The sequence below is a fragment of the Arthrobacter oryzae genome (genome assembly GCF_037911235.1).
Classification (GTDB): domain Bacteria; phylum Actinomycetota; class Actinomycetes; order Actinomycetales; family Micrococcaceae; genus Arthrobacter; species Arthrobacter oryzae_E.
In genome coordinates this window covers 18,506-41,246 of record NZ_JBBLYW010000004.1, presented here as the reverse complement: position 1 = coordinate 41,246, position 22,741 = coordinate 18,506, and the positions used below count along the sequence as shown (strand labels likewise).

Annotated in this window: 19 protein-coding genes; 6 read left to right on the top strand and 13 right to left on the bottom strand. The window is 66.5% G+C overall.

Going from position 1 to position 22,741, the window contains the following annotated elements:
• Positions 1–122: 122 nt before the first annotated feature.
• A complete protein-coding gene (aceA, locus tag WMN78_RS01420; protein WP_340531596.1) occupies positions 123–1,466 on the bottom strand; it encodes an isocitrate lyase in 1,344 nt (447 codons plus the stop codon).
• Positions 1,467–1,647: 181 nt separating this feature from the next.
• Here aceA and WMN78_RS01415 point away from each other — a divergent pair, with 181 nt between their 5' ends.
• Positions 1,648–3,135: a helix-turn-helix domain-containing protein gene (locus WMN78_RS01415; RefSeq protein WP_340531595.1), complete on the top strand. Its 1,488-nt coding sequence runs from the start codon at positions 1,648–1,650 to the stop codon at positions 3,133–3,135.
• 106 nt (positions 3,136–3,241) lie between these two features.
• Here the strand turns inward: WMN78_RS01415 and WMN78_RS01410 are convergent, their stop codons facing one another.
• The 3 genes from WMN78_RS01410 to WMN78_RS01400 are packed head-to-tail and all read right to left on the bottom strand — an operon-like array spanning position 3,242 to position 6,353.
• A complete protein-coding gene (locus WMN78_RS01410; protein WP_340531594.1) occupies positions 3,242–4,258 on the bottom strand; it encodes a TAXI family TRAP transporter solute-binding subunit in 1,017 nt (338 codons plus the stop codon).
• Positions 4,255–5,688: a HAMP domain-containing sensor histidine kinase gene (locus tag WMN78_RS01405; RefSeq protein WP_340531592.1), complete on the bottom strand. Its 1,434-nt coding sequence runs from the start codon at positions 5,686–5,688 to the stop codon at positions 4,255–4,257. Before WMN78_RS01405 ends, WMN78_RS01410 begins: the two co-directional genes overlap by 4 nt.
• Positions 5,685–6,353 (bottom strand): response regulator transcription factor, encoded by a 669-nt coding sequence (locus WMN78_RS01400; protein WP_340531591.1) that lies wholly within the window; start codon positions 6,351–6,353, stop codon positions 5,685–5,687. The genes WMN78_RS01405 and WMN78_RS01400 overlap by 4 nt, the downstream gene beginning before the upstream one ends.
• 254 nt (positions 6,354–6,607) lie before the next feature.
• Between WMN78_RS01400 and WMN78_RS01395 the strand changes: the two genes are divergently transcribed.
• From WMN78_RS01395 to WMN78_RS01385, 3 genes are all read left to right on the top strand, one after another.
• Entirely contained in the window at positions 6,608–8,002 is a 1,395-nt protein-coding gene (locus WMN78_RS01395) for an MFS transporter (RefSeq protein ID WP_340531590.1), read from the top strand.
• 334 nt (positions 8,003–8,336) lie between these two features.
• On the top strand, positions 8,337–10,085 hold the full coding sequence (locus tag WMN78_RS01390; RefSeq protein WP_340531589.1) for a pyruvate dehydrogenase: 1,749 nt from the start codon (positions 8,337–8,339) through the stop codon (positions 10,083–10,085).
• Between the two features lie 365 nt (positions 10,086–10,450).
• Positions 10,451–11,743, top strand: coding sequence for a serpin family protein (locus WMN78_RS01385; RefSeq protein WP_340531588.1), 1,293 nt, complete (start codon positions 10,451–10,453; stop codon positions 11,741–11,743).
• A gap of 169 nt (positions 11,744–11,912) precedes the next feature.
• Here WMN78_RS01385 and WMN78_RS01380 read toward each other — a convergent pair whose 3' ends face one another.
• Positions 11,913–12,755, bottom strand: a complete 843-nt coding sequence (locus WMN78_RS01380) for a hydroxymethylpyrimidine/phosphomethylpyrimidine kinase (protein WP_340531587.1) — start codon at positions 12,753–12,755, stop codon at positions 11,913–11,915.
• Positions 12,756–13,006: 251 nt separating this feature from the next.
• Here WMN78_RS01380 and WMN78_RS01375 point away from each other — a divergent pair, with 251 nt between their 5' ends.
• Positions 13,007–13,702, top strand: coding sequence for a queuosine precursor transporter (locus WMN78_RS01375; protein WP_340531586.1), 696 nt, complete (start codon positions 13,007–13,009; stop codon positions 13,700–13,702).
• Positions 13,703–13,738: 36 nt separating this feature from the next.
• Here WMN78_RS01375 and WMN78_RS01370 read toward each other — a convergent pair whose 3' ends face one another.
• The 6 genes from WMN78_RS01370 to WMN78_RS01345 form a co-directional block, all read right to left on the bottom strand.
• Entirely contained in the window at positions 13,739–14,488 is a 750-nt protein-coding gene (locus tag WMN78_RS01370) for a dienelactone hydrolase family protein (RefSeq protein ID WP_340531585.1), read from the bottom strand.
• 65 nt (positions 14,489–14,553) lie between these two features.
• Entirely contained in the window at positions 14,554–15,870 is a 1,317-nt protein-coding gene (gene tgt, locus WMN78_RS01365; protein ID WP_340531584.1) for a tRNA guanosine(34) transglycosylase Tgt, read from the bottom strand.
• 43 nt (positions 15,871–15,913) lie between these two features.
• Complete coding sequence (locus tag WMN78_RS01360) at positions 15,914–16,639, bottom strand: SRPBCC domain-containing protein (protein WP_340531582.1); 726 nt, start codon at positions 16,637–16,639, stop codon at positions 15,914–15,916.
• A 60-nt stretch (positions 16,640–16,699) separates the two neighbouring features.
• On the bottom strand, positions 16,700–17,752 hold the full coding sequence (locus WMN78_RS01355; protein ID WP_340531581.1) for a DUF6707 family protein: 1,053 nt from the start codon (positions 17,750–17,752) through the stop codon (positions 16,700–16,702).
• A 110-nt stretch (positions 17,753–17,862) separates the two neighbouring features.
• Positions 17,863–18,402: an NUDIX hydrolase family protein gene (locus WMN78_RS01350; RefSeq protein WP_340531580.1), complete on the bottom strand. Its 540-nt coding sequence runs from the start codon at positions 18,400–18,402 to the stop codon at positions 17,863–17,865.
• A 70-nt stretch (positions 18,403–18,472) separates the two neighbouring features.
• On the bottom strand, positions 18,473–19,189 hold the full coding sequence (locus WMN78_RS01345; protein WP_340531579.1) for a VOC family protein: 717 nt from the start codon (positions 19,187–19,189) through the stop codon (positions 18,473–18,475).
• 94 nt (positions 19,190–19,283) lie between these two features.
• Between WMN78_RS01345 and WMN78_RS01340 the strand changes: the two genes are divergently transcribed.
• The gene (locus WMN78_RS01340) at positions 19,284–19,880 is read left to right on the top strand and encodes a YdeI/OmpD-associated family protein (protein ID WP_340531578.1); all 597 of its coding nucleotides are present in this window, start codon (positions 19,284–19,286) and stop codon (positions 19,878–19,880) included.
• 44 nt (positions 19,881–19,924) lie between these two features.
• Here the strand turns inward: WMN78_RS01340 and WMN78_RS01335 are convergent, their stop codons facing one another.
• Together WMN78_RS01335 and WMN78_RS01330 are read right to left on the bottom strand one after the other, a co-directional pair.
• Entirely contained in the window at positions 19,925–21,115 is a 1,191-nt protein-coding gene (locus WMN78_RS01335; RefSeq protein WP_340531577.1) for an ABC transporter ATP-binding protein, read from the bottom strand.
• Complete coding sequence (locus tag WMN78_RS01330; protein WP_317780946.1) at positions 21,112–22,704, bottom strand: iron ABC transporter permease; 1,593 nt, start codon at positions 22,702–22,704, stop codon at positions 21,112–21,114. Before WMN78_RS01330 ends, WMN78_RS01335 begins: the two co-directional genes overlap by 4 nt.
• Positions 22,705–22,741: the final 37 nt, after the last annotated feature.

Sequence of the window (22,741 nt, the reverse complement as noted above, 5' to 3'; positions counted from 1 at the left end):
CCCCTTTTACGCACGCTTCCGGATCACCTTTTCCGACCCCCGATGGCATAGGCACCATTGGTGCCGCCCGCCGTCGTGCCTTCCGGTGAGCGTGAAGATCAGCTCACCTTGGGCGGCGAAGGTTAGTGGAACTGGCCCTCTTCGGTCGATCCGACCAATGCGAGGGTGGATGCGTTCGGGTTGAGCGCAGTTGCGATGTCGTCAAAGTAGCCGGTGCCGACTTCGCGCTGGTGCTTGGTCGCGGTGTAGCCGCGGGACTCGGAGGCGAATTCCTTTTCCTGGAGCTCGACGTAGGCGCTCATGCCTTCACGGGCGTAGCCGTGGGCGAGGTCGAACATCGAGTAGTTCAGGGCGTGGAAGCCGGCCAGGGTGATGAACTGGAACGTGAAGCCCATGGCACCGAGTTCACGCTGGAACTTGGCGATGGTGGCGTCGTCCAGGTGCTTGCGCCAGTTGAACGACGGCGAGCAGTTGTAGGAGAGCATCTGGTCCGGGAACTCGGCCTTGACGGCCTCGGCGAACTTCTTGGCAAGCTCGAGGTCCGGGGTGCCCGTCTCCATCCAGATGAGGTCGGAGTACGGGGCGTAGGCCTTGGCGCGGGCGATGCAGGGTTCGATGCCGTTGCGGACCTTGTAGAAGCCTTCCGCGGTGCGGACCGGCTGTCCGCCTTCGCGGAGGATGAATTCCTGGTCGCGCTCGTCGACGTCGGAGGTGATCAGGGTTGCTGCCTCGGCGTCGGTGCGGGCGATGACCACCGACGGGGTGCCGGCGACGTCGGCGGCCAGGCGGGCCGCGTTCAGGGTGCGGACGTGCTGCTGGGTGGGGATCAGGACCTTGCCGCCGAGGTGGCCGCACTTCTTCTCCGAAGCGAGCTGGTCCTCCCAGTGAACGCCTGAGGCGCCGGCCTGGATCATGGACTTCATCAGCTCGTAGGCATTGAGCGGGCCGCCGAAACCGGCCTCGGCGTCGGCGACGATCGGCACCATCCAGTCCTCGACGGTCTGGATACCCTCGGAGAATTCGATCTGGTCGGCGCGGAGGAGGGCGTTGTTGATGCGGCGGACCACCGTCGGGACCGAGTTGGCCGGGTAGAGCGACTGGTCGGGGTAGGTGTGGCCGGAGTTGTTGGCGTCGGCGGCAACCTGCCAGCCGGAGAGGTAGATGGCTCGGAGGCCGGCCTTGACCTGCTGCACGGCCTGGTTGCCGGTGAGGGCACCGAGGGCGTTGGTGTAGCCGCCGGTCTTGTGCTCTTCGGTCAGCTGCTTCCACAGTTTCTCGGAGCCGCGGCGGGCCAGGGTGTGTTCTTCGGAGACGCGGCCGCGGAGGCGGATGACGTCGGAAGCCTTGTAGTCCCGGGTCACACCTTCCCAGCGCGGGTTGGCGGCCCACTCGAGCTCCAGTGCGGCGGCCTGCTCTGCTGTGTCCTGGCCGGACGGCTCCTGGGTGGGCTCAAATGCTGCAGTCATCTTTGTCTCCTTGTTTGTGCTCCGGGTGTCCGGGCCGGCCCCCGTCCTGCGCCTTTGCAGTGGGGGGCCGGCTGGACCGGTGCGGTGTTTCTTTCCGTGAGATCTACTTTTCTGCACTTTCAAGAGGGTTACTAGATGAAAACCATGGAAAGAAATGCGTTTCTTCGCGTATGCTCAATAAATGTCCCCTACGAGCTGGAACCGCAAAGCCGCCACCCCGCCGACGTCCCCTGCCGCCGCAGAACTGGACGTCATCAGCCTGGGCCGCCGCGTCCGCCACCTGCGCAAAGCGGCAGCCATGACCCTCGATGACCTGAGTGCCGCCGTCGGGACCGCGCCGAGCCAGCTGAGCCTGATCGAGAACGGCAAGCGCGAGCCCAAACTGGGGCTGCTGCAGCAGTTGGCGGCCGCCCTAGGTGTCAGCATCGACCAGTTGCTCGGGGCAGAGCCGCCCAACCGGCGGGCGGCGCTGGAGATCGAGCTGGAACGGTACCAGCGCAGCCCCCTCTACGGGTCCCTGAACCTGCCGAAAATCCGCATCAGCTCGCGGCTTCCGATGGATGTGCTGGAGTCCATGGTGGGCCTGCAACACGAGCTGGAGCGCCGGCTCAATGAGCAGGCGGCCACGCCGGAAGAGGCCCGCCGCGCCAACGGTGCGCTGCGTGCCATGATGCGCGAGCGGAACAACTATTTCCCGGAGTACGAGGCGGAGGCGCAGAAGGTCCTGGCTTCGGTGGGTCACGCCAGCGGCCCGCTCTCCCACCACGTCATCGCGGACATCGCCGGGCACCTCGGTTTCAGCCTCCACCACGTGGGCGATCTGCCGCATTCGACCCGTTCCGTGACGGATCTTAAGAACCGCCGAATTTATCTCACGCAGAACCAGCGCACCGATCACGACCCCCGTTCGGTGCTGCTGCAGGCACTGGGACACTACGTTTTGGGCCACCAGACGCCGTCGAACTACGGGGACTTCCTCATGCAGCGCGTGGCCACGAATTACTTCGCGGCGGCACTAATGCTGCCGGAGCAGGCCACCGTCGAGTTCCTGCAGAAGGCCAAGCAGGCCAAGGAAATCGCCGTGGAGGACATCCGGGACGCCTTCGCCGTGTCCTACGAGACAGCGGCGCACCGGTTCACAAACCTGGCCACCCAGCACCTGGACATCCGCACGCACTTCCAGAAGACCCACAAGAGCGGCATCATCTACAAGGCCTACGAGAACGACGGCGTGACGTTCCCGCAGGATCACACCGGCGCCATTGAGGGCCAGCCGTCGTGCAAGAACTGGACGTCGCGGGTGGTGTTCGACGTCCCGGACAAGTTCAGTGCCTACAGCCAGTACACGGACACCCCGTCCGGGACTTACTGGTGCACGGCCAGGACGGAACGCTCCGCCACCGGCGAGTTTTCGCTGTCCGTCGGCGTTCCGTACGCGCAGGTGAAGTGGTTCCGCGGCCGGGAAACCACGGAGCGGTCCAAGTCCACGTGCCCGGACGAGAACTGCTGCCGCCGCCCACCGGCCTCGCTGACCTCCGAGTGGGCGGGCAACGCCTGGCCCTCGGCGCGTGCGCACTCGCACCTGCTTGCCGCCATGCCTCCGGGAGCCTTCCCCGGCGTGGACGAGACCGAGGTCTATTCCTTCCTGCAGGCACACTCGGGGAGCTAGACGCTCTCTCACTTCCTGCGGGCTTTTCCGTAACGCTCTCTCCCTTTCGTGGCGATAGTGAGAGAGCGTTACGGTTTTCGGTGCGAAAAGTGAGAGAGCGTTTGGGTTACCCGTGCAGTTCCCGGTAGGCGGCAGCGGCTGCGGGGTGCAACGGCAGGCCGGCCGTGTTGATCAGTGATTCCGGGCTCAGGAACTGGACTCCCAGGCTTGAACGGGGGATCAGTTCCTGGGCATGGTCCACCAGCAGTTCGACCGTCCGCTTGACTGTCCGCTCGTCCAGGTCACTGCGGCACAGCAGCAGATTCGCCACACCCACCGTCCAGACAGCCGGAATGCCCTCATAGCCTCCTTCCGGGATGAGCACGCGGTCGTAGAACGCGCCGTACTTGCTCCGCAGTTCCGGAAGCAGGGGGGAGAGGTCCAGGAATCCGAGCCCCACTTCATGGTGGGTGGCGGCAATGGCGGCTGTCGGGACGCCGCCGGACCAGAACAGCGCATCCACGGACCCGTTCTGCAGCGCAGCAAGCCCCGCGTTGAGTCCGAGGTTCAGTACAGTAACCGTGTTGTCGACGCCTGCGGCGGGGGCCGCGCCCGCCGGAACGGAAGCCAGCCCGGCGGCCTCCAGCAGGCGCGGAGTAGTCAGTGACGTCCCGGAACCGGGCTCACCGACAGCCACCGTCCTGCCGGCCAGTTCCGTGAGGCCGCGGATGCCGCCGGCCTGCCGGACGACACAGTGGACGTAGTTTTCGTAGACCCTTCCGAGGGCCGTGATGCCAACGTTCGATGCACTGTGCGCGTCGATGGTTTGGGCCGCGGCATCTGCCAGCGCGACGGCGAACGTGGCCCGTCCGGTCAAAAGCTGCTCCAAGTTATCCAGGCTGCCACCGGTTGTCAGCGCTGTGGCGTTGCCGGCCACGCCATGGCGCCGGATGGACTCCGCCAGCAGCGTGGCGAATTCAAGATAGAAGCCCCCCGGCTCACCCCCGGCAACAGTCACGGTGCCGGGATTGTCCTCAGCCGTGCAGGCGTTGAGAGCCGGGAGCAACAGGCCGGCCACCCCGGCGGCCAGGCCGGCCTTGAGGGCAGCCCTCCGCGGCGGAAGGGCGCCGGTCATGCCGGTCATGAAAGGGCCTCCGGCCCGTGGGAGTCTGCGGCGCGCGGAAACTCGAGGCGCGCGATCAGGCCGTGCGGTGAGGCTTCGGCCAATAGCAGGCGGCCCCCGTTGGCCCCCGCCAGCTTGTCCACAATGGTCATGCCCAGGCCGTTGCCCCGGATATCCCGGTGCTGCGGCGAGCGCCAAAACCGGCTGGTGGCAGCAGCCCGCTCCTCAGCGGACAGCCCCGGGCCGTCGTCGGAGACTTCGACGGCGATCGCGTCCGTGCGTACGCGGACCGCCACGGTTATCCGGCCACCCGAAGCGTATTTGATCGCGTTGTTGATCAGTTCGCCCACCATCTGGGCCAGTTCGGTGGCCTGGCAGGCGATAGACACCGCTGGCTTCGGCGGATCCTCCAGCACGATGGAAGTGCCGCTGCGCCGTGCCGCGGGTCCTGCCCGTTCGGCTTCTTCCTGCAGGACGGGGTAGGGGTCAATGAGGGCCGGCATCCCGTGGGAAGCGGTCCCCTCCGGGCCTCCGGCAGAGTCTGCGAAGGCCCGGTGCTCGGCCGTCGCCAGCCGCAGCACCCCGTCCAGGATTTCTTCCACGCGTTCCAGTTCCGCCAGGACCCCGGCCGCGGCATTGTGCTCCCGTGCTGTCTGGAGTTCAAGCTGCAGCAGGTCGATCCTCAGACGCAGGGCACCGACCGGATTGCGCAACTGATGGGACGTGTCGGCAATGAGCTGGCGCTGCGAGTCGATGCTTTCACTGACCGTCCGGGCCATCCTGGTGAATGAACGGCTCAGTTCCCGCAGTTCCGGTGGCCCGTCCTCCGGAAGCCGGCTGCTCCGGCCTGTTGCCTCAAGCTCCGTTACCGCTGAATTCAGGCGGTGCACAGGACGCAGTACCCAGCGTGTCACCCGGGCCGCGCCGAGGAGGAGCACTGCGGCGAGAGCGGCCGCCGCCACCCCGACGAGGAGCCAGCGTTCCCGCAGTTTCTGCCGAGCCGCATCCGGATTGACCTCCAGGACCGCTTCGCCCAGAACCTGACTTGCGCTGCCGAAGGAGCGTGAGATCACCTCGGAACCGGTCCCGAACGGCTGAAGCGGACTGAGGGTGGTGTCGCTGAGGTTCAGCTTTGCCCGCGCCACAGCATCCCTTACATCCGCCCTGTCCTCGCTCAGGCCGCCTGAGCGAAGGGTGCCCTGCTGGAGGCTGATCAGCACCCCCTCACCGTACAGTTCCGAGTACCTGTCCATCTCTGACTGCAGCTGGGTGGATTCTCCGTCGGTTGCGGCGTCGAACGCCACCTGCGCGAGCCTGTTGAGGGAAGCCGCCCGGTTGATCTGGAGTTCCTGGGTAAGCTCCCGGCTGGCCGAGGTGAGGATGGCGGTGGAGGCGAGGATGACGATGAGGACGGACAGCACACTCAGGATTCCAAGGACACGCAGCTTCACGCAGGATCCGCCTCGACCCGGTAGCCCACGCCGCGGACGTTGATGATGAAGCCCGGCATCTGGAGTTTCGCCCGCAGGCCCGTCAGGTGCACGTCAAGGGACCGTGACGACGCCACGAAGGCGTCGCCCCACAGCGCATCCAGGATCTGCTCCCGGGTGACCACCGAACCCGCGTGGCTTGCCAGGAGCGCCAGCAGGTCGAACTCGGTGGCGGTCAAGGGCAGGACTTTGGGGCCGACGGCGGCCACACGCCGTTCGAGGTCCACCTCGAGTTCCCCCAGCACGATGATCCGCTGCCTGCTGTCCTTCGCGCGGCCTGCACGCCTTGTCACGGCTTCGATGCGGGCCAGCAGTTCCACCAGTTTCACCGGCTTGACGAGGTAATCGTCGGCTCCCGACCGGAGGCCAAGGACCACGCTGCGCTCGTCGTCACGGGCGGTGAGGATCAGGATCGGGACCGGCGTGACCTGGCGGAGCTTTCGCAGCACGTCGAGGCCGTCCATGTCCGGGAGTCCCAGGTCCAGCAGGATGACTTCGAACCGGCGGTGCTCAAGGAGCGCGTCAGCCCCGCGGGCTACCCGGGAGGCCGTGTGTCCGGCGGAGACCACTGCTGCGTCGAGGGCGGACGCCATGGCGTCGTCGTCCTCGACGATGAGCACATCCATTGGCTGGTCCTGTTCGTTGACGGGGCGTCCTCGATCTGCCCGCTTTGGAGATTATCCCTTGTACGGGCGAAACCTAAGGAAGTGTTAGGAATTGCCCTTCCACGTTGGCTGTGCGGTGGATCACCCATAGCGTGGATGGGTCCTCGGCTTTCGGAGGACCGTCAATGTCGAGGAGGAACCATGAGCAATGTTGCCATGGACAGCACAGAAGTACGCCAGGGCCCCGTGGCGACCCCGGCCAGGAAGGTTCAGCGATGAGCACCCAGCAAGCCGAAATCCAGAGTGAGTCAGCCCAGACCCGCCGCGCCGTAAGCAACATCCTCAAGGGCTCGGCCGGCAACCTGGTGGAGTGGTACGACCTTTACGTCTACACAGTCTTTGCCGCCTATTTCCAGTCCCACTTCTTCAATTCCAAGGACGAGCTGCAGGCGGGCCTGGAGGCGATGGCCGTCTTCTCGACCTCGTTCCTGATGCGCCCCATCGGGGCCTGGTTCTTCGGCCGCTACGCGGACCGCAAGGGCCGCAAGGCTGCGCTGACGCTCAGCGTGACGCTGATGTCCGCGGGTTCCTTCGCCATCGCACTCCTGCCCACCACACAGCAGGTCGGTGTCTGGGCCCTGGTGCTGCTGATCCTCATCCGCCTGGTCCAGGGGTTCTCCGTGGGCGGCGAGTACGGCACCAGCGCCACGTACATGTCCGAGGCCGCCACGTCCAAGCGCCGCGGCTTCTTCTCCAGCTTCCAGTACGTCACCCTGATCGGCGGCCAGATGATGGCCCTGCTGGTCCTGGTCATCCTGCAGAACGTCATGCCGAAGGGCGACCTGACCGAGTGGGGCTGGCGTATTCCGTTTGCCATCGGCGGCGTAGCTGCACTGGTGGTCCTGTGGCTGCGGCGCTCGATGGAAGAAACCGTCTCGGCGGAGCAGGTCGAGGCCGCCAAGATCCCGGCCGTTGCGGGCGTGGCACAGCCGGGCACCATGAAGCTGCTCTTCACGCAGTACTGGAAGCCGTTGCTGGTCTGCATCGGCGTCACCCTCGGCGGCACGGTGGCGTTCTACACGTACACCAACTTCATCCTGAAGTTCATGAACGATACGTCCGGCATCGCCAAGACCGACACCTCGGTGATCAACTTCTGGGCACTGTTCATCTTCATGCTGCTCCAGCCCGTCTACGGCCTGATCTCGGACAAGGTGGGCCGCAAGCCGCTGCTCCTGTGGTTCGGCATCACCGGTGTCCTCTTCACCTGGCCGCTGCTGTCAACGCTGTCCAACACCAAGGACCCGTTCACGGCGTTCCTGCTGATGATGGGCGGCCTCCTCATCGTCGGCGGATACACGTCCATCAACGCGCTGGTGAAGGCGGAGCTGTTCCCCGCGTCCATCCGCGCGCTCGGAGTCGGGCTGGGCTACGCGATCGCCAACTCGCTCTTCGGCGGCACCGTCCCCCTGATCGGCGCCGCGTTCCAGAAGGCAGAGCGGGTGGACCTGTTCTTCACCTACGTCACCGTGGCCATCGCCATCTCGCTGGTGGTCTACGTCTTCGCACTGAGGAACAAGAAGGCCACACACCTGGACCGCGAACAGGGCCACGCCTGGTCCCAGGCCCACAAAGATGACGACAAGGACAAGGAACTCCTCAACGTCTGATCCCCCCCCGTAAGAACGTCTGATCCCCCCGTGGTGTGTACGGGGAAGTGAAAGTACGACGGCGGGTGCCCGGCACAAGCGGTTCCCGCCCCGGACGCTCTCTCAGATCCTGCGGCATATCCCGGGACGCTCTCTCACTTTCTTCTGGAAAGTGAGAGAGCGTTCCGGGTTTTCTTGCATTAAGTGAGTGAGCGTTCAGCCGGGAGAGCGCCCGGGGCGGCGGGCCGCCGTCGTCGTCCGAACGTGGCGACTGACACCCTGGGAGCCGCCCGGAGGCGGGCGGACTATATTGGGCCCTGACAGCCCATTAACCTGATCGCGGGAGTGTGCACTCATGGCCAAGGAACTCGCCACCCAGCTCATTGAACAACTCCAGGCTGCCGGCGTGCAGCGGATTTACGGGATCGTGGGCGACAGCCTTAACCCGATAGTCGACGCCGTCCGCAAGACCGGCGGCTCCCAGCAGGGCGGCATCGACTGGATCCACGTCCGGCATGAAGAGGCCGCCGCCTTCGCCGCAGCGGCCGAAGCACAGTTGACCGGCAACCTAGCCGTCTGCGCTGGCTCCTGCGGCCCCGGAAACCTGCACCTGATCAACGGCCTGTACGACGCCAACCGCTCGGGCGCGCCCGTTCTGGCTATCGCCTCGCACATTCCGAGCAAGCAGATCGGCAGCGGCTTCTTCCAGGAAACTCACCCGGACCGAATCTTCAACGAATGCTCGGTGTACTCGGAGCTTGTCAGCACGGCAGAGCAGGCCCCTCGGGTCATGCACAGCGCCATCCAGCACGCCGTCGGGCTCGGGGGAGTCGCCGTCGTCACGCTTCCCGGCGATATCGCGGGACTGGAGGCTACCGGCGAGACGCCATTGCCCGCGACGTTCCGGCGCGCCAGCCTGATTCCCGACGCCGCGAGCGTCAGGGAGCTCGCTGACGCCATCAACGCAGCGGACAAAGTCGCCATTTTCGCCGGCGCGGGAACGCAGGGCGCCCATGACGAAGTGGTAGCCCTCGCGGAAGTCATCGGCGCCCCGATCGGCCACTCGCTGCGGGGCAAGGACTTTATGCAATACGACAATCCGTACGACATCGGCATGACCGGGCTGCTGGGCTACGGCGCCGCAGCCGAGGGGATCGAGGATGCGGACCTGCTGATCCTGCTTGGCACCGATTTTCCCTACGACCAGTTCCTCCCCGGCACCCGCACCGCCCAGGTGGACCGCGCGGCGCACAAACTGGGGAGGCGGACCGACGTCGACATCGCCGTCCACGGCGACGTGCTGCCCACGCTCGCCGCGCTGAAGCCCCTGCTCACCCCGAAGAAGAGCCGGCGCTTCCTCAACCAGATGCTCAAGAAGCACGACCGGCTCATGAACAAGGCCGTGGGCGCCTACACGCGCAAGGTGGAAAAGAAGCAGCCGATCCACCCTGAGTACGCGGCATCCCTGCTGGACCAGGTGGCGGCACGAGACGCCGTTTTCACCGCGGACACCGGCATGTGCAACGTCTGGACGGCCCGCTACATCAACCCGCTGGGCACCCGCCGGCTCATAGGCTCCTACCTGCACGGCTCCATGGCCAATGCCCTGCCGCACGCAATCGGCGCCCAGCTGGCCTACCCCGGCCGCCAGGTCATCTCGGTCTCGGGCGACGGCGGGCTGTCCATGCTGCTCGGGGAGCTCGTCACCGTTGCTGCCCATCGTCTGCCCGTGAACGTGGTGGTCTTCAACAACTCCACCCTGGGCATGGTCAAGCTGGAGATGCTGGTGGACGGTCTCCCTGACTTCGGCGTGGATGTTCCCGACGCCGACTACGCGGCGGTTGCCCGCGCACTCGGCTTCCACGCTGTCCGCGTCACCGACCCTGCCCGGATTGAGGACGCCTACCGGGAGGCGTTCGCGCACCCCGGGCCGTCGCTCGTGGAGCTCATCACGGATCCGAAGGCGCTCTCCATTCCGCCGAAAATCACGGGTTCGCAGGTGCTGGGCTTCGCGACAGCCATGTCGAAGGTGGTCCTGAACCGCGGCGCCGGCGAGGCCGTGAGCATGGCCCGGAGCAATCTGCGCAACATCCCGCGGCGGTAGGTGCCCGAGGACGACGACGCCACCGCCCCGCCGTCGTCTGCTAACGGCGGCGGTAGGCTAACCGCGCTCCGCCGCGAGCAGTGCCGCGGTCTTTTGGATGAGCTCGTACGGCACGGGTCCGGCAAGTCACGGATCCGACCTGTCTCGAGGCTAAGTCCGCGCGAAAAGTGAGAGAGCGTTGCCGAAATCGTTGCGAAAAGTGAGAGAGCGTTGGAGGGCGAGACCAAAACGACGGCAAACCGTGACCCTACGGGCATCGTTCTGCAGCGGGCAGGCTGGTTGACTGAGGAGACAGGCAGAGTCGCGCCCAGTGCCACACGGCAGGATCCAAGAGCAGGTTCCAAGAGCAGGTCCCAGGGGGAAAAATGAAAACGTTCCGCGTGGCCAGGATCGCGACGGCCGGTGCCCTGGTGGCGCTCACCGCATGTTCGGCGTCGTCGCCTGGTCTCCTGAAGGCCGACGGCGTGGAGCGGGTTTCGGTGGACGGCGCGGCGTATGCCGCTGAACTGCGCTCCTACCGGGCTTCCGCTTTCGGGCTCGGCGAGGCCCTCCTGGCCGACGGCGGCGACGCCTCCGACGGGAACGTGGTGTCCTCGCCCGGGGGCCTGCTCATCGCCCTTGCCATGCTTCGCGCCGGGGCTTCCGGCGAGACGGCGGCGGAGATGGACAGCGTCCTGGGACTCCCGGCGGAGAATCGCGACGAAGCCATGAACGCGCTGCTCGCCTCCCTGGAGAAGTTCGACGGCGACCCCGGCTCCGTGGATGAGGACAACCCGCCGCGGAAACCGGTCATGCATGCGGCCAACGGCCTGTTCGTGGACAAGGACGTGCCCACCGGAGAGCAGTTCCTGGACACGTTGGCCCGGCATTATGGGACCGGTGTGTTTCCCGTGGACTTCAGCAACGAGGGTGCAACGAAGCCGGCCATCGATGCCTGGGTGAACAAAAACACGGGCGGCCGGATCAAGGAAGCCCCCGCAAAGTACGATCGGGACAACACGTTCAGCCTGCTCAATGCCCTGTACTTCGCCTCCGCCTGGCGCGCCCCGTTTGACCCGAATGACACCTCGGACCTGCCCTTCACCACGGCCGCAGGCGAACGCGTCCAAGCCGCCGCAATGCACAACGAGGTGGAGATGAAGTACGCGGAAGGACCTGGCTGGAAGGGCGTGGACCTTCCCTATGCGGACGGGTTTGTCATGCGGCTGGTCCTTCCGGAGGCGGGAGCCGACGCCGCGACCCGGACGGGCGCCCCGGCTTTCAGCGCGGAAAAGCTCACCGAAGTCGCGGACACCTTCGACACGGCAGCGCTTGAGACAGTTCAGATCCAGCTGCCCCGCTGGGACCACAAGTGCAGCTTCGACCTGCGCAAGGTCTTCGAATCACTGGGACTCGAGAAGACCCTCAACACCACGGAGGACTTCAACAATATCCAGCGCAAAATGGCCATCACCCAGGCCGCCCAGGCTGCGAACATCACGGTCGCGGAAAAGGGTACCGTGGCCGCTGCCGTTACCCAGATCAACGGGGCCGTCACCAGTGCTCCGCCGCAGCCCGAGCGGACCATTGTCTTCGACCGTCCGTTCCACTACCAGATCGTGCACGTCGAAACAGGCCTGCCGCTCTTCATGGGAGTAGTGTCCGACCCCCGTTCCTGATCGGACGCTCTCTCAGATCCTGCCGCGAAAACCCGGACGCTCTCTCAGATCCTGCCGGCTTAGAACGGAACGCTCTCTCACTTTTTGAGGAAAGTGAGAGAGCGCCGTGATTTTTGGCGCGAAAAGTGAGAGAGCGTCCTAAGGGTGGGAAGGGTTAGCGGGGCCGGGGTTAGCGCGGGCCGCCCTGCCAGAGGGCGTCGAACGGCGCGCCGGATGCCACGCGGTTGCGGATCCCGGCGGTCACAAACTCCTTCGCGGTGTGGGCAGCCTCGAGCGGGGTCGCGCCCTTGGCCAGCTCGGCCGTCACGGCGGCGGCCAGGGAACAGCCGGCGCCGGAGACGGCCACTTCGCCCACTTTCGGCGCGGAGAGGACTTCCAGCGTGTCGCCGTCGTAATAGACGTCGACGGCGTCGGGCCCCGCCAGGCGTACGCCGCCCTTGGCCAGCACGGCCGCTCCGCTGAGCTCGTGGATGCGGACGGCTGCGGCCTTGAGGGACTCGACGTCGGTGATCGCCAGCCCGGAAAGCGACTCCGCCTCAAAATGGTTGGGCGTGACGAACGTGGCCAGCGGCAGGATCTGCGACTTGAGTGCCTGGTCCGTGTCCAGCGCGCGGCCGGGCTCCTGGCCCTTGCAGATCAGCACCGGGTCCAGGACCACGTTGGCGAACCCGCCGGCCGTCAGTGCGGAGGCAACCGTCGAAATGGTGGCCGGGCTGCCCAGCATGCCGAGCTTCACGGTGTCCAGTACAGACGGTGCGCCGGACGCGGCGCCGTAGGCCGCCGTCGTCGCCTCCAACTGGTCAGCAATGACCTGCTGGTCCACCGGGACAAAGCGGTGGTTCCAGTTGTCGTTCGGATTGAAGGAGACGATGCAGGTCAGGTTGGCAATGCCGAACACGCCCAGTTCCTGGAAGGTCTTCAGGTCGGCCTGCGCGCCGGCACCGCCGGTCGCTTCGGAGCCGGCAATGGTCAGGGCGACGGCAGGGAACGTGTCAACAGCAGCGGAAGTCATCCACCCATACTGCCACCGGGGCCACAGCGGCCGCATTGTGCGTATGACCAATATGAACGCGTACTTAAGGCCGGGACCAGGCCGCCCGCCGTCGTTGTTCGGCCCGCCGGGTCGTAATGGTGCGAGAATGGAACACGGTTCCGGCGGACTCCGCGGGAACACCCCACAGTGCTAATACAGCCGGCCGCCAGCAGCGGATCATCCCCGCGACTTACCGTGCGGCCGAGCGAACCACTCCGAATGGATCACCCATGACTTCCGCCAAGACCTTCCCTGCCCCCGCGGCGCCGAAATTCGCGTCAATCGGTTCCCCCTACTTCGGCATCATGCTGGCCTTCATGGCAGTGGTGCTGATCCTGTCCAATATCGGGGCATCCAAGGGCGTGGCGATCGGTCCGATCATCACGGACGGCGGCTTCTTCCTGTTCCCGCTGGCCTACATCCTGGGCGACGTCATCAGCGAAGTCTACGGATTCAAGGTGGCGCGGAAAGCCATCATCACCACGTTTGCGCTCTCGGTGTTCGCCTCCGTCTGCTACTGGGTGATCATCGCGCTGCCTGGCTTTGACGACGAATTCGGTGCCTCGAAGCAGGCCGCACTCGAAGGCGCGCTGGGGCCCGTTCCGCAGATTGTGCTGGCTTCGCTGCTGGCGTTCCTGGCCGGCCAGACCATCAACTCCTGGATCCTGGTGAAAATGAAGGCCCGCACGGGCGAGAAATCCCTGTGGGCGCGGATCATGAGCTCGTCGGTGGCCGGCGAATTCGTGGACACGCTCATCTTCTGCAGCATTGCGGCGTCCGTCATCGGCATCACGGACGTGGGGATGTTCGTGAACTACGTGCTGGTGGGCTTCCTGTACAAGACCCTGGTGGAGTTCGCGTTTGTGCCGCTGACCTCGCTTGCCATCGGCTGGGTGAAGAGGCGCGAACCCAGCTACGGCGCGTAGGGCCTGGTAGGGCCGGCTCGACGTCGAGAGCCGGGCTCAGCCCTTGAGTGTCCCGTCGAGGAGGGCCCGGAGTTCGCGGAAGTGCCGGTCCGTGGCCTCGGCGTGAAAGGCGGAGGTGTCGGCCATCGAATAGCCGTGGGGCGCACCGGCGTAGATCTCATTCGTGGCCTCGAGGCCCGCGGCGTCGAGCGCCTCGCCCAGACGCGCGACGGTGTCGGGATCCATGCTCCGGTCATGGTCGGCGTGGCCGAACACGAAGCGGGCCGAGGCGTGGCCGAGCCCCAGATGGGGGCTGTCCGGGGCGTCAGTGGCAAGGCCGCCGCCGTGGAAGCCGCCGCAGGCTGCCACCGTTTCAGGGTGGGCGGTGGCCGTGCGCACCGCGAGCCGGGCGCCCATGCAGTAGCCAAACGTTCCGATCGGGCCGGGTGCGACGCCGTCGAGCGTCCGCAGCGCAGCAACCCACGCGTCAATATCCGGCTGCGCCTTGTCCGTAGTGAGGCGCCCGACCCGCGGGAACGCTGCCTTGCCGGCGGCCGCCCGGCCCTCGGGGGTGGTCATGTCCGTGCCCGGAGCGAGTTCCGCGGCTGTCCCTTCGCGGTAGAAGACGTTCGGGGCCAGGACTACGTAGCCCCAGTCCGCGATGCGCTGCGCCATCTCCTGGATGCGGGGACGCAGGCCGAAGGCGTCCATATAGAGGATGACTCCAGGAAACGGGCCCTCGCCGTTGGACGGGCGGGCGACGATGGCTTCGGCGACGCCTTCTGCGGCCGGGATCTCGGTGAGCATCCGGTCAGGATATCGGAGGACGACGGCGGGAGAGGCCTTGGGGGTGCCCCGCCTGTGCGCCCGGCCTAGGAGTAGTAGCGGCCCAGGGTCTCGGCCTTGAAGTCGAAGAAGTTGCCGGCCTCGATGGCCAGCCGGGCGTCGTCCACCATCTTCACCACGAAGCGCTCGTTGTGGATGGAGATCAGCGTGGCCGAGACCATTTCCTTGGCCTTGAACAGGTGGTGGATGTAGGCCCGGGAGTAGTTCAGGCAGGCGTAGCAGTCGCAGCCTTCCTGCAGCGGGCCGAAGTCGCGCTTGTATTTGGCCCCGGAGAGGTTGAACCGGCCGTCAGGGTGGTAGAACGCCGAATTGCGGGCCACACGGGTGGGGGAGACGCAGTCGAAGGTGTCCGCGCCGTTCTCGATCGCGGTGAAAATGTCGTCCGGCTCGGAAATGCCCAGGAGGTGCCGCGGCTTGTTCTCCGGCAGTTCCTCGTTGCACCAGCGCACGATGGTGCCCAGGTTCTCCTTCTCCAGTGCACCGCCGATGCCGAAGCCGTCGAAGTTCATGGCGCCGAGGTCGCGGCAGGCTTTGCGGCGCAGGTCCTCGTACTGGGCGCCCTGGATCACGCCGAACAGTGCCTGGTACGGCTTGCCCGCCCGCTCGGACGTCAGCCGGAAGTGCTCGGTAATGCAGCGTTCGGCCCAGCGTCGGGTGCGTTCGAGCGACTCCTCCTGGTAACCGCGCGAGTTCTGCAGCGTGGTGAGCTCGTCGAAGGCGAACATGATGTCGGCGCCGATCTGGTGCTGGACGTTCATGGAGATCTCGGGGCTGAAGCGGTGCCGGTCACCGTTGAGGTGGCTCTTGAACCACACGCCGTCCTCGTCCACGTGGGCCAGCCGCTCTTTGCCGGGGGCAACGGCGTCGTCGGGGACTGCCGCATCCGCGGCAGACACAGTTTTCATGTCGATGACCTTCTTGAAACCGGAGCCCAGGCTCATGATCTGGAAGCCGCCGGAGTCCGTGAACGTGGGCCCGCGCCAGTTCATGAAGGCGCCCAGCCCGCCGGCTTCGTCCAGGATGTCCGCCCCCGGCTGGAGGTACAGGTGGTAGGCGTTGGCCAGCACGGCCTGCGCACCGAGCTCGGCAACTGATTCGGGCAGTACTGACTTCACGGTGGCCTTGGTGCCCACGGCAATGAACGCCGGCGTCTGGATCTCCCCGTGCGGGGTGCTGATGGTGCCGGTCCGGCCCAGGAATTCCCCGCCGTTGGCGGCCACCTGCTCCGGCGTCGGCGAGCACGTCTCGCTCAGCCGCTTGCCCACGGTGAATGAAAACTCGGACTGCAGGCCTGCGGCACCCGGCTCGAGAGGCGGGCGTGGGCGTTCGGTATTGGCTGGCACGGTTCAAGTGTGCCAGCTCGGCCCGGGGAAACTTAGCCGGGGCTCAGTGCACGGGGTCCGATGTGGGATAGTTCTCAGCCCGCCAGCTGTCCCAGCTGGCGCGGATTTCCTCGAGCCGGTGCGCGCCGAGGTCGTAGGTGGAGATGATCACCATGGATCCGCCGTCGGGCCTTACTTCGGCAATGGGCGGCTGGTCGGCCACGACCAGGAGGCCGTCGCCGTGCTCGGCGTAGCTGTGCACGGTGAGTCCCACCTGGTGGTTGGTGCGGTACCAGACCTTGCCGGAGATCTCCTCGCCGGTGGGGAGGGTCAGCGAGTACGGTTCGCCCGGCTTGGGGATGTCCCGGAGGCCGAGCTTGTCGATCGCCGAGCCGTCGCCGCCCGGCACGGAGAAGAAGGCTGTGCGGCGTTTGCCGTGCGGGTGGTGTTCCAGTGCGAAGCGGAGCTGCTGGAGGAACGTCAACCAGCTCTGGGTGATGTCCTCATCCCAGGCGGCCCACTCGGAATTGTGGTCTAGGGCCGCCCGCGTCACGCTCACTTCAGTGCCGGTCGGAACGGGTTTCAGGGAGAACTCGTCCCCGCCGTCCACGGTCAGGCTGGTGTGGTCCGTGCCTTCGACCACGGTGTCCTTGAAATAGATCTCGTTGATTTCGGCGGCAAGGTCGTCGGCCTCCCAGCCGTGCCACTGGGCAACTCGTGCCGGTTCACGCAGCATTGTCCAAACTTGCTGCGCATCGGAATTGATCACAACGCTCAGATTGTTCGTCATGGGCTGAATCTACAACTCCGGGCGCCCGCCGGGTAGGGCCAAACGGGTACGGCCTACCGCTCAGGCGCGAACGGATTCCAGCTCGTTGCCGATGCGGCGCTCCAGTTCCTTCAGGCCAATGGTTTCCGAGCCGCCGTGCGCCCGCAGGAACATCAGGGCTTCAAGGCGCAGCAGCCGCCATTCGCGTTCGGCGTCCGGGTTCGAGTTGTCGATGGCCCGGAAGATTTCCTTGTCATACAGGTTGGGTTCGTTCAGCGAGCGCTGCCGGACCTTGGCGTTGATCCGCGCCTTGAACGGATCCGTTTCCATGGCGTCGGGGGCGCGGAGGAGCTTTTCGTACACTTCGGCGCGGTCCTCCTGCCCGTTCTGCCGGCAGATGTAGCTCGACAGGGCAAGGGCCGCCTCCACGGATGTCCATCGCCCCGGGTTCCCGTCGAAGGGCAGCACGTTGAGCAGGTCCGCCACCGCAAGGGCGCCCTCGGCATCCTTGAGGATGACGAACAATTCGTGGGCGAGGTCGCTGAGGTCCTTGAGGCAGCTCCCGGATTTGGTGTTGATGCCTTTGGCCAGCCGGTCGCTCAGGAGCATGACTCCCACCGCGTCCGGATGGGCTGCGGCGACCGCCTCCACCACCGACTCGGGCGTTCCCGAGGGCTCCGGGATCAGCGCCAGCTCATCCTCGCTCGGACCGGTTGCGGCAGCCGCTGCGGCCGGCGTGGTGGCCGGTAGCGGAGGAACGACGACGGCGGGAGCCGCCGCGGCGGCGTCTTCACCGGCGGCGTCTGCCCGGGCGGCGGGGGGCTCCGCCAGCTGAAGCGGGGTGGCGGCGTCGTGCGCTCCGGAATCTGCTGACCCTGTACCAGTGGCGGCTTCCGCCTCCACGCCCGTACCGGGGCCGGCAACTAAGACCTTGGAACCGGCCGCGATGCGCAGGATCCCGCCGCCCGTGAGCGTTGCGAGGACCACCGCGGGGGTGCCGAAATCGTCATCCTCAACAAGGACGCTCTGGATTTCGGCGGACCGTTCGCCGTCGGGAAGAAGCAGCAGGTGGCCGGTCTGCAGAGAGCCAGCCTGGAGCTCGCTGTAGTGCTGGGCGGCTGGGCGGTGGGTCATCGGGAGTCCTTAAGTTCTCTTGCGGTCCGCCCTACAGTCTACAAAGGACCCTGCCAGAAATCGGGGACGCCCGGGTTCCTTCGAGCGTCCCCCGCAGCGTCCGCCGCGTCCTAGCTGCCTACTCCCGCGAACGCGAGCGCCTGCCGGACGAGTGCCCCGCGGCCGCCGCTGAACTCCAGCTGCACGTCCGGGCTCAGGACCTCTTCGGGGGTCATCCACGTGAGCTCGAGGGCGTCCTGGCGGGGTTCGCATTCGCCCGTGACCGGGATGATGTAGGCCAGCGAAACAGCATGCTGGCGGTCGTCGGTGAACCCAGTGTGGGACGGCGCCGGGAAATATTCGGCCACGGTGAAGGGCACCGGGCTGATGGGCAGCTGCGGAAACGCCAACGGGCCGAGGTCTTTCTCCATGTGGCGGAGCAGAGCCGCGCGGATGGTCTCGCGGTAAAGGACGCGGCCGGACACGAGGGAGCGGATCATGGTGCCGTCCTCGTCGGCCTGGAGCAGCGTGCCCACTTCGTTCACGAACCCCAGCGGATCAAGGCGGACGGGTACGGCTTCCACGTAAACCATGGGAAGCCGGCCCCGGGCTTCGAAGAGGTCCTCGTCGGACAGCCAGCCGGGATTCGGGTCAGGAGTGCGCACGTTCATGCTTAAGTTCTACCCCATCCCTGCCCGAACCCCGCGCCGGACCGTCACACGGCTCGAAGACCGGCGCCCGTCAGTGGCGCGAAGCGACCCAGAGCGCCGGGGCGTCCCCGCCTGCCGCGTCCGGGCTGGCCACGTGCAGGGTCCGGCCGAAGGCTTCTTCTGTCATAGTCACCGTGATGCCCGCTGCGGCCAGCCTGTCCCGCAGGGCGGACAGCTCGCCCGTGTACTCAAATCCCAGCCCGGTCCGCGGATCACCGCCGGCGGGGCGCACCATCAGGACACCGCCGTTCTTGGCGGTGAAATCCGCGGTTTCGTCGTCATCCGGCACCGGCCGGAGCCGCGCGCCCATGTTCCGCAGGGTCTGTGCCGCGGCAGCGGCGTCCGGCGTGAACCAGACTTCGACGACGGCGAGTCCCGGATCGGCGTCCGCGCACTGGGCGCCGTGGGCGGCTTTATCCGCGAAGAAGCTGAAGCCGTCCTCTCCCGTGATCCGGCAGGAGGCGCCGTGGTCGGCATCCACCAGCTCGGCCGGGGTGGTCCCGTCCTCGACGGAGGCCAGGTTGGTGCGCCGGGCGAATTCGGCGAGGTCGCCCACTTCGACGCCGAACGACGTCGTGCCGTCTTCGGCGGAACCGGCCTCGGCGGCGTGCAGCGCCAGGCGGCCCGACCCGGCGTCGTACTCTTTCCACGGGCCGTCATCGACCGTCTTCACCATTCCCAGCTCCGTCAGGAGCTGCTCCCACTGGTCCAGGCGGGACGTGAAGTGGACGGGGCGGACACGCAACATTGGATCTCCTGGGCTGATTGGGCGGTGACAACGACGGCGACAAGGCCATAATGCCACGCCTTGATTAAGGAATCCCCGGTAGCAGAATGGTGCCATGGCTATCGAACTTGAGGAACTGCTGGTGAAGGACGCCGCCGAATGGCGCGCCTGGCTGGAGCAGCACCACGCCACCAGCCCGGGCGTCTGGCTGGTGCTGCACAAAAAAGGCGGCAACACCACGGAGCTGGACTACGAAGCGGCCCTGCAGGAAGCGCTGTGCTTCGGCTGGATCGACGGCCAGGGCAAAAGGCGCGACGACGACAGCTCCTACCAGCGGATGACGCGCCGCGGTCCAAAGAGCGTGTGGTCGGCGCGGAACGTGGACCGCATCGAAAAGCTCGAAGCAACCGGCAGGATGACCGAAGCCGGCCGGGCCGCCGTCGAGGCAGCGAAAGCGGACGGACGCTGGGAAACGGCGTATTCCGGGCAGGCGTCCGCGGAAGTGCCGGCGGACCTGGCCGCCGCCATCGCGGCTGAGCCGCGGGCGCAGGCCATGTTCGATGTGCTGACGTCGGTCAACCGCTACGCCCTGATTTACCGCACCAACGCGGTCAAGCAGGCCGCCACCCGGGAACGGAAGATCCAAGGATTCGTGGAGATGCTCGCGCGCGGCGAAACGCCCTACCCGCAGAAGAAGCGCCCGGCGGAGTAGCAGGCGTCAGGCGCGGCAGCAGCGGTGAACCGCGGCAGCAGGCGTCAGGCGCTGGCTTCCTCGTCCACGGGGAAGGCCACGGCTTCGCCCACAACGCGCAGGCAAAGCTCCATGCCCGGCCGCGCGATGGAGGCGTTCCAGTGCCGGATGGTGATCACTTCGCCGCCGCCCGGGAAGCGGTAGTCCGGGGTAGCCCCGGCTGCCAGTTCCGGCGGGACGGCCAGCTTCAGGCGCACCGTGGTTTCCGGCCCGAAGTAGTCTGTGTCAACCACAACGCCGCGGATGGGTCCGTCCTCTGCAATGCGGATCTGCTCGGGCCGCAGCATGAGCTGCACGCGTCCCTGCGCGGGGGGCCTGCGCACCGGAATGCCACCGAGCGAACAGGTGGCCAGCGAGCCTTCCATCCAGGCGTCCAGGATGACGGCGTCGCCCAGGAATTCGGCGGTGGCGCGGTCCGCGGGGCGGGTGTAGACCACAAAGGGATTGCCGATCTGCGCCAGCTTGCCGCCCCGCATCACCGCCACCTGGTCCGCGAAGGACAGTGCCTCGGCTTGGTCATGGGTAACCAGGATGGTGGTCACCCCGGCTTCGTTGAGCACCTTGGCCACGGCGCGTCGCGTGGCCACGCGAAGGCCGGCGTCCAGTGCGGAGAAAGGCTCGTCCAGCAGCATCAGTTCCGGTTCGCGGGCCAGGGCACGGGCAAGTGCCACGCGCTGCTGCTGACCGCCGGAGAGCTGGTGCGGCCGGCGCTTGGCCATCGAGGCATCGAGGGACACCATTTCCAGGAGCTCGCCCACGCGGGCCGCCACCTCGCGCCGCCCGCCTGAAAGTCGGCTGGCACTGAGGCCGAAGGAGATGTTCTGGCCCACGGTGAGGTGCGGGAACAGGGCTCCGTCCTGGGCCACGTAGCCTACATGGCGTTTGTGCGCCGGCACCCAGTTTCCCTCACCGGCCACCTTCGCGCCGTTGAGGGAAATGCTGCCGGTATCGGGATGCTCGAAGCCCGCGATGAGGCGCAGCAGCGTGGTCTTGCCGGAACCCGAGGGGCCCACGATCGCGGTGGTGCCGCCCTTTGCCACGGACAAGTTGACGCCCTTGAGGACCGCCTGTGAACCGAAGTTCTTGGTGACGGCCTCAATCTCCAGGTGGTTGTTGGTGCTCGGCGCCACGGACGGGGCGATCCGCGGCTCCGGAAGCCTGGAGGGGGCATCACGCGAAGTGTAAAAGTCGGTCACTGTCCGGCCACTTTCTTGGACTGCTGGAAGAGAAGGTAGGTCATGGGAGCGGAGATGAGGATCATCAAGAGGGCGTACGGTGCCGCGCCGGCGTAGTCGATCTCGCTGCTCTTGCTCCAGAATTCCGTGGCAAGGGTCCGCGTGCCGTTGGGGGAGAGCAGCAGGGTGGCCGTGAGTTCGTTGACGATGGCCAGGAACACGAGGGCCGCCCCGCCTGCCGCGGCCGGCGCCGTGAGCCGCAGGGTGACGCGGATGAAGGACACCAGCGGCGGCTTGCCCAGCGCCTGGGCGGCTTCGTCGAGTTCCTTGGGGGCCTGGGCCAGCCCGGCACGGATGTTCACCAGCGCGCGCGGCAAAAACAGCAGCACATAGGCCGCGATGAGCAGCGCGGTGGTCTGGTAGAAGCCCGGCGCAACCCGGATGCTCACGGTCACAAAAGCCAGGCCCACCACAATGCCCGGCATGGAGCTGGTGACGTAGTTGGACAGTTCCAGCGCCTTGCTGAACCAGCCGGGGTGCCGTACGGCCAGGTAGGCCATCGGAAAGGCCACTACGGTGGTGGCCAATGCGCCGGCCAGGCCGTAGCCCATGGTCTGCAGCAGTGCGGGAAGGAACTCGTCGGCCACCCAGATCTGCGCTCCGCCGGCGAAAATCCAGCGCAGCACGAACACCAGCGGCAGGCCGAAGGCCAGGGCCGTGAGGCACATCAGGAAGAGCTGGGAAGGGACCTGGTACGCGTGCAGCGGAAGCCGCAGCGCCCTGGCCTGCGCGCCCGAACCCACCCGGGCATAGCGCGCGGTTCCGCGGCTTCGCACTTCCACCAGGAGCAGGATGAGGCAGAAAAACACCAGCACGCTGGCCAGCATGTTCCCGGCCGTGCCGTTGAACGTGGACTGGTACTGCACCATGATCGCGGTGGTGAACGTGTCGAAGCGGATCATCGCGAACGCGCCGTATTCGGCCAGCAGGTGCAGGGAGACCAGGAGCGCCCCGCCGGTCATGGCTATGCGGAGCTGGGGGAGCACCACGCGGAAGAAGGTGCGCCACGCGCCCAAACCCAGCGATGCGGCGGACTGCTCGATGGCCGGGTCAAGCCGGCTGAGCGTGGCGGCGGCCGGGATGTAGACCAGCGGGAAGTAGGACAGGGTGGCGATCAGGACGCCGGACCACAGCCCGCCAAGGGACGGAATGGCCGAAACCCAGGCGTAGCTGTTGACGAACGCGGGGATGGCCAGCGGCGCAGCCAGCAGCACGGCCCACCATTTGTGCCCCCGGAGCGTGGTCCGTTCCACCAGCCAGGCTCCGCCCACGCCCAGGGCCACGCAGAGCGGCACCGTGATGGCCATCAGCAGCAGCGTGTTGAGCAGTAGCTCGCCGACGCGCTCGCGAAAGATCAGCCCGACAGCGGTGTCCCACCCCGTGGCGGCCGTCATCACGATGACGTACCCCAGCGGAATCAGCGAAAACAGGGCAATCAGGACGGCGATGACGGATACTGCGGAAACGCCGAAAGGCGGGCGGGGGCGCTTGCCCCTACCCGCCGTCGTCGTGCTTCCGGAAGTTTCCGGCGCCGCTAGGTCAATTGGCACAGTATTTCCATTTGACGCTGAGTTGCTTGGTTGGCAC

Coding starts and splice junctions, on each gene's coding strand:
- aceA (WP_340531596.1), bottom strand. CDS start 1,466: ATGACTGCAGCATTTGAGCCCACCCAGGAGCCGTCCGGCCAGGACACA.
- WMN78_RS01340 (WP_340531578.1), top strand. CDS start 19,284: ATGGCTATCGAACTTGAGGAACTGCTGGTGAAGGACGCCGCCGAATGG.
- WMN78_RS01370 (WP_340531585.1), bottom strand. CDS start 14,488: ATGCTCACCGAGATCCCGGCCGCAGAAGGCGTCGCCGAAGCCATCGTC.
- WMN78_RS01410 (WP_340531594.1), bottom strand. CDS start 4,258: ATGACCGGCATGACCGGCGCCCTTCCGCCGCGGAGGGCTGCCCTCAAG.
- WMN78_RS01345 (WP_340531579.1), bottom strand. CDS start 19,189: ATGTTGCGTGTCCGCCCCGTCCACTTCACGTCCCGCCTGGACCAGTGG.
- WMN78_RS01355 (WP_340531581.1), bottom strand. CDS start 17,752: ATGACCCACCGCCCAGCCGCCCAGCACTACAGCGAGCTCCAGGCTGGC.
- WMN78_RS01360 (WP_340531582.1), bottom strand. CDS start 16,639: ATGACGAACAATCTGAGCGTTGTGATCAATTCCGATGCGCAGCAAGTT.
- WMN78_RS01350 (WP_340531580.1), bottom strand. CDS start 18,402: ATGAACGTGCGCACTCCTGACCCGAATCCCGGCTGGCTGTCCGACGAG.
- WMN78_RS01375 (WP_340531586.1), top strand. CDS start 13,007: ATGACTTCCGCCAAGACCTTCCCTGCCCCCGCGGCGCCGAAATTCGCG.
- WMN78_RS01395 (WP_340531590.1), top strand. CDS start 6,608: ATGAGCACCCAGCAAGCCGAAATCCAGAGTGAGTCAGCCCAGACCCGC.
- WMN78_RS01415 (WP_340531595.1), top strand. CDS start 1,648: ATGTCCCCTACGAGCTGGAACCGCAAAGCCGCCACCCCGCCGACGTCC.
- WMN78_RS01385 (WP_340531588.1), top strand. CDS start 10,451: ATGAAAACGTTCCGCGTGGCCAGGATCGCGACGGCCGGTGCCCTGGTG.
- WMN78_RS01400 (WP_340531591.1), bottom strand. CDS start 6,353: ATGGATGTGCTCATCGTCGAGGACGACGACGCCATGGCGTCCGCCCTC.
- WMN78_RS01390 (WP_340531589.1), top strand. CDS start 8,337: ATGGCCAAGGAACTCGCCACCCAGCTCATTGAACAACTCCAGGCTGCC.
- WMN78_RS01380 (WP_340531587.1), bottom strand. CDS start 12,755: ATGACTTCCGCTGCTGTTGACACGTTCCCTGCCGTCGCCCTGACCATT.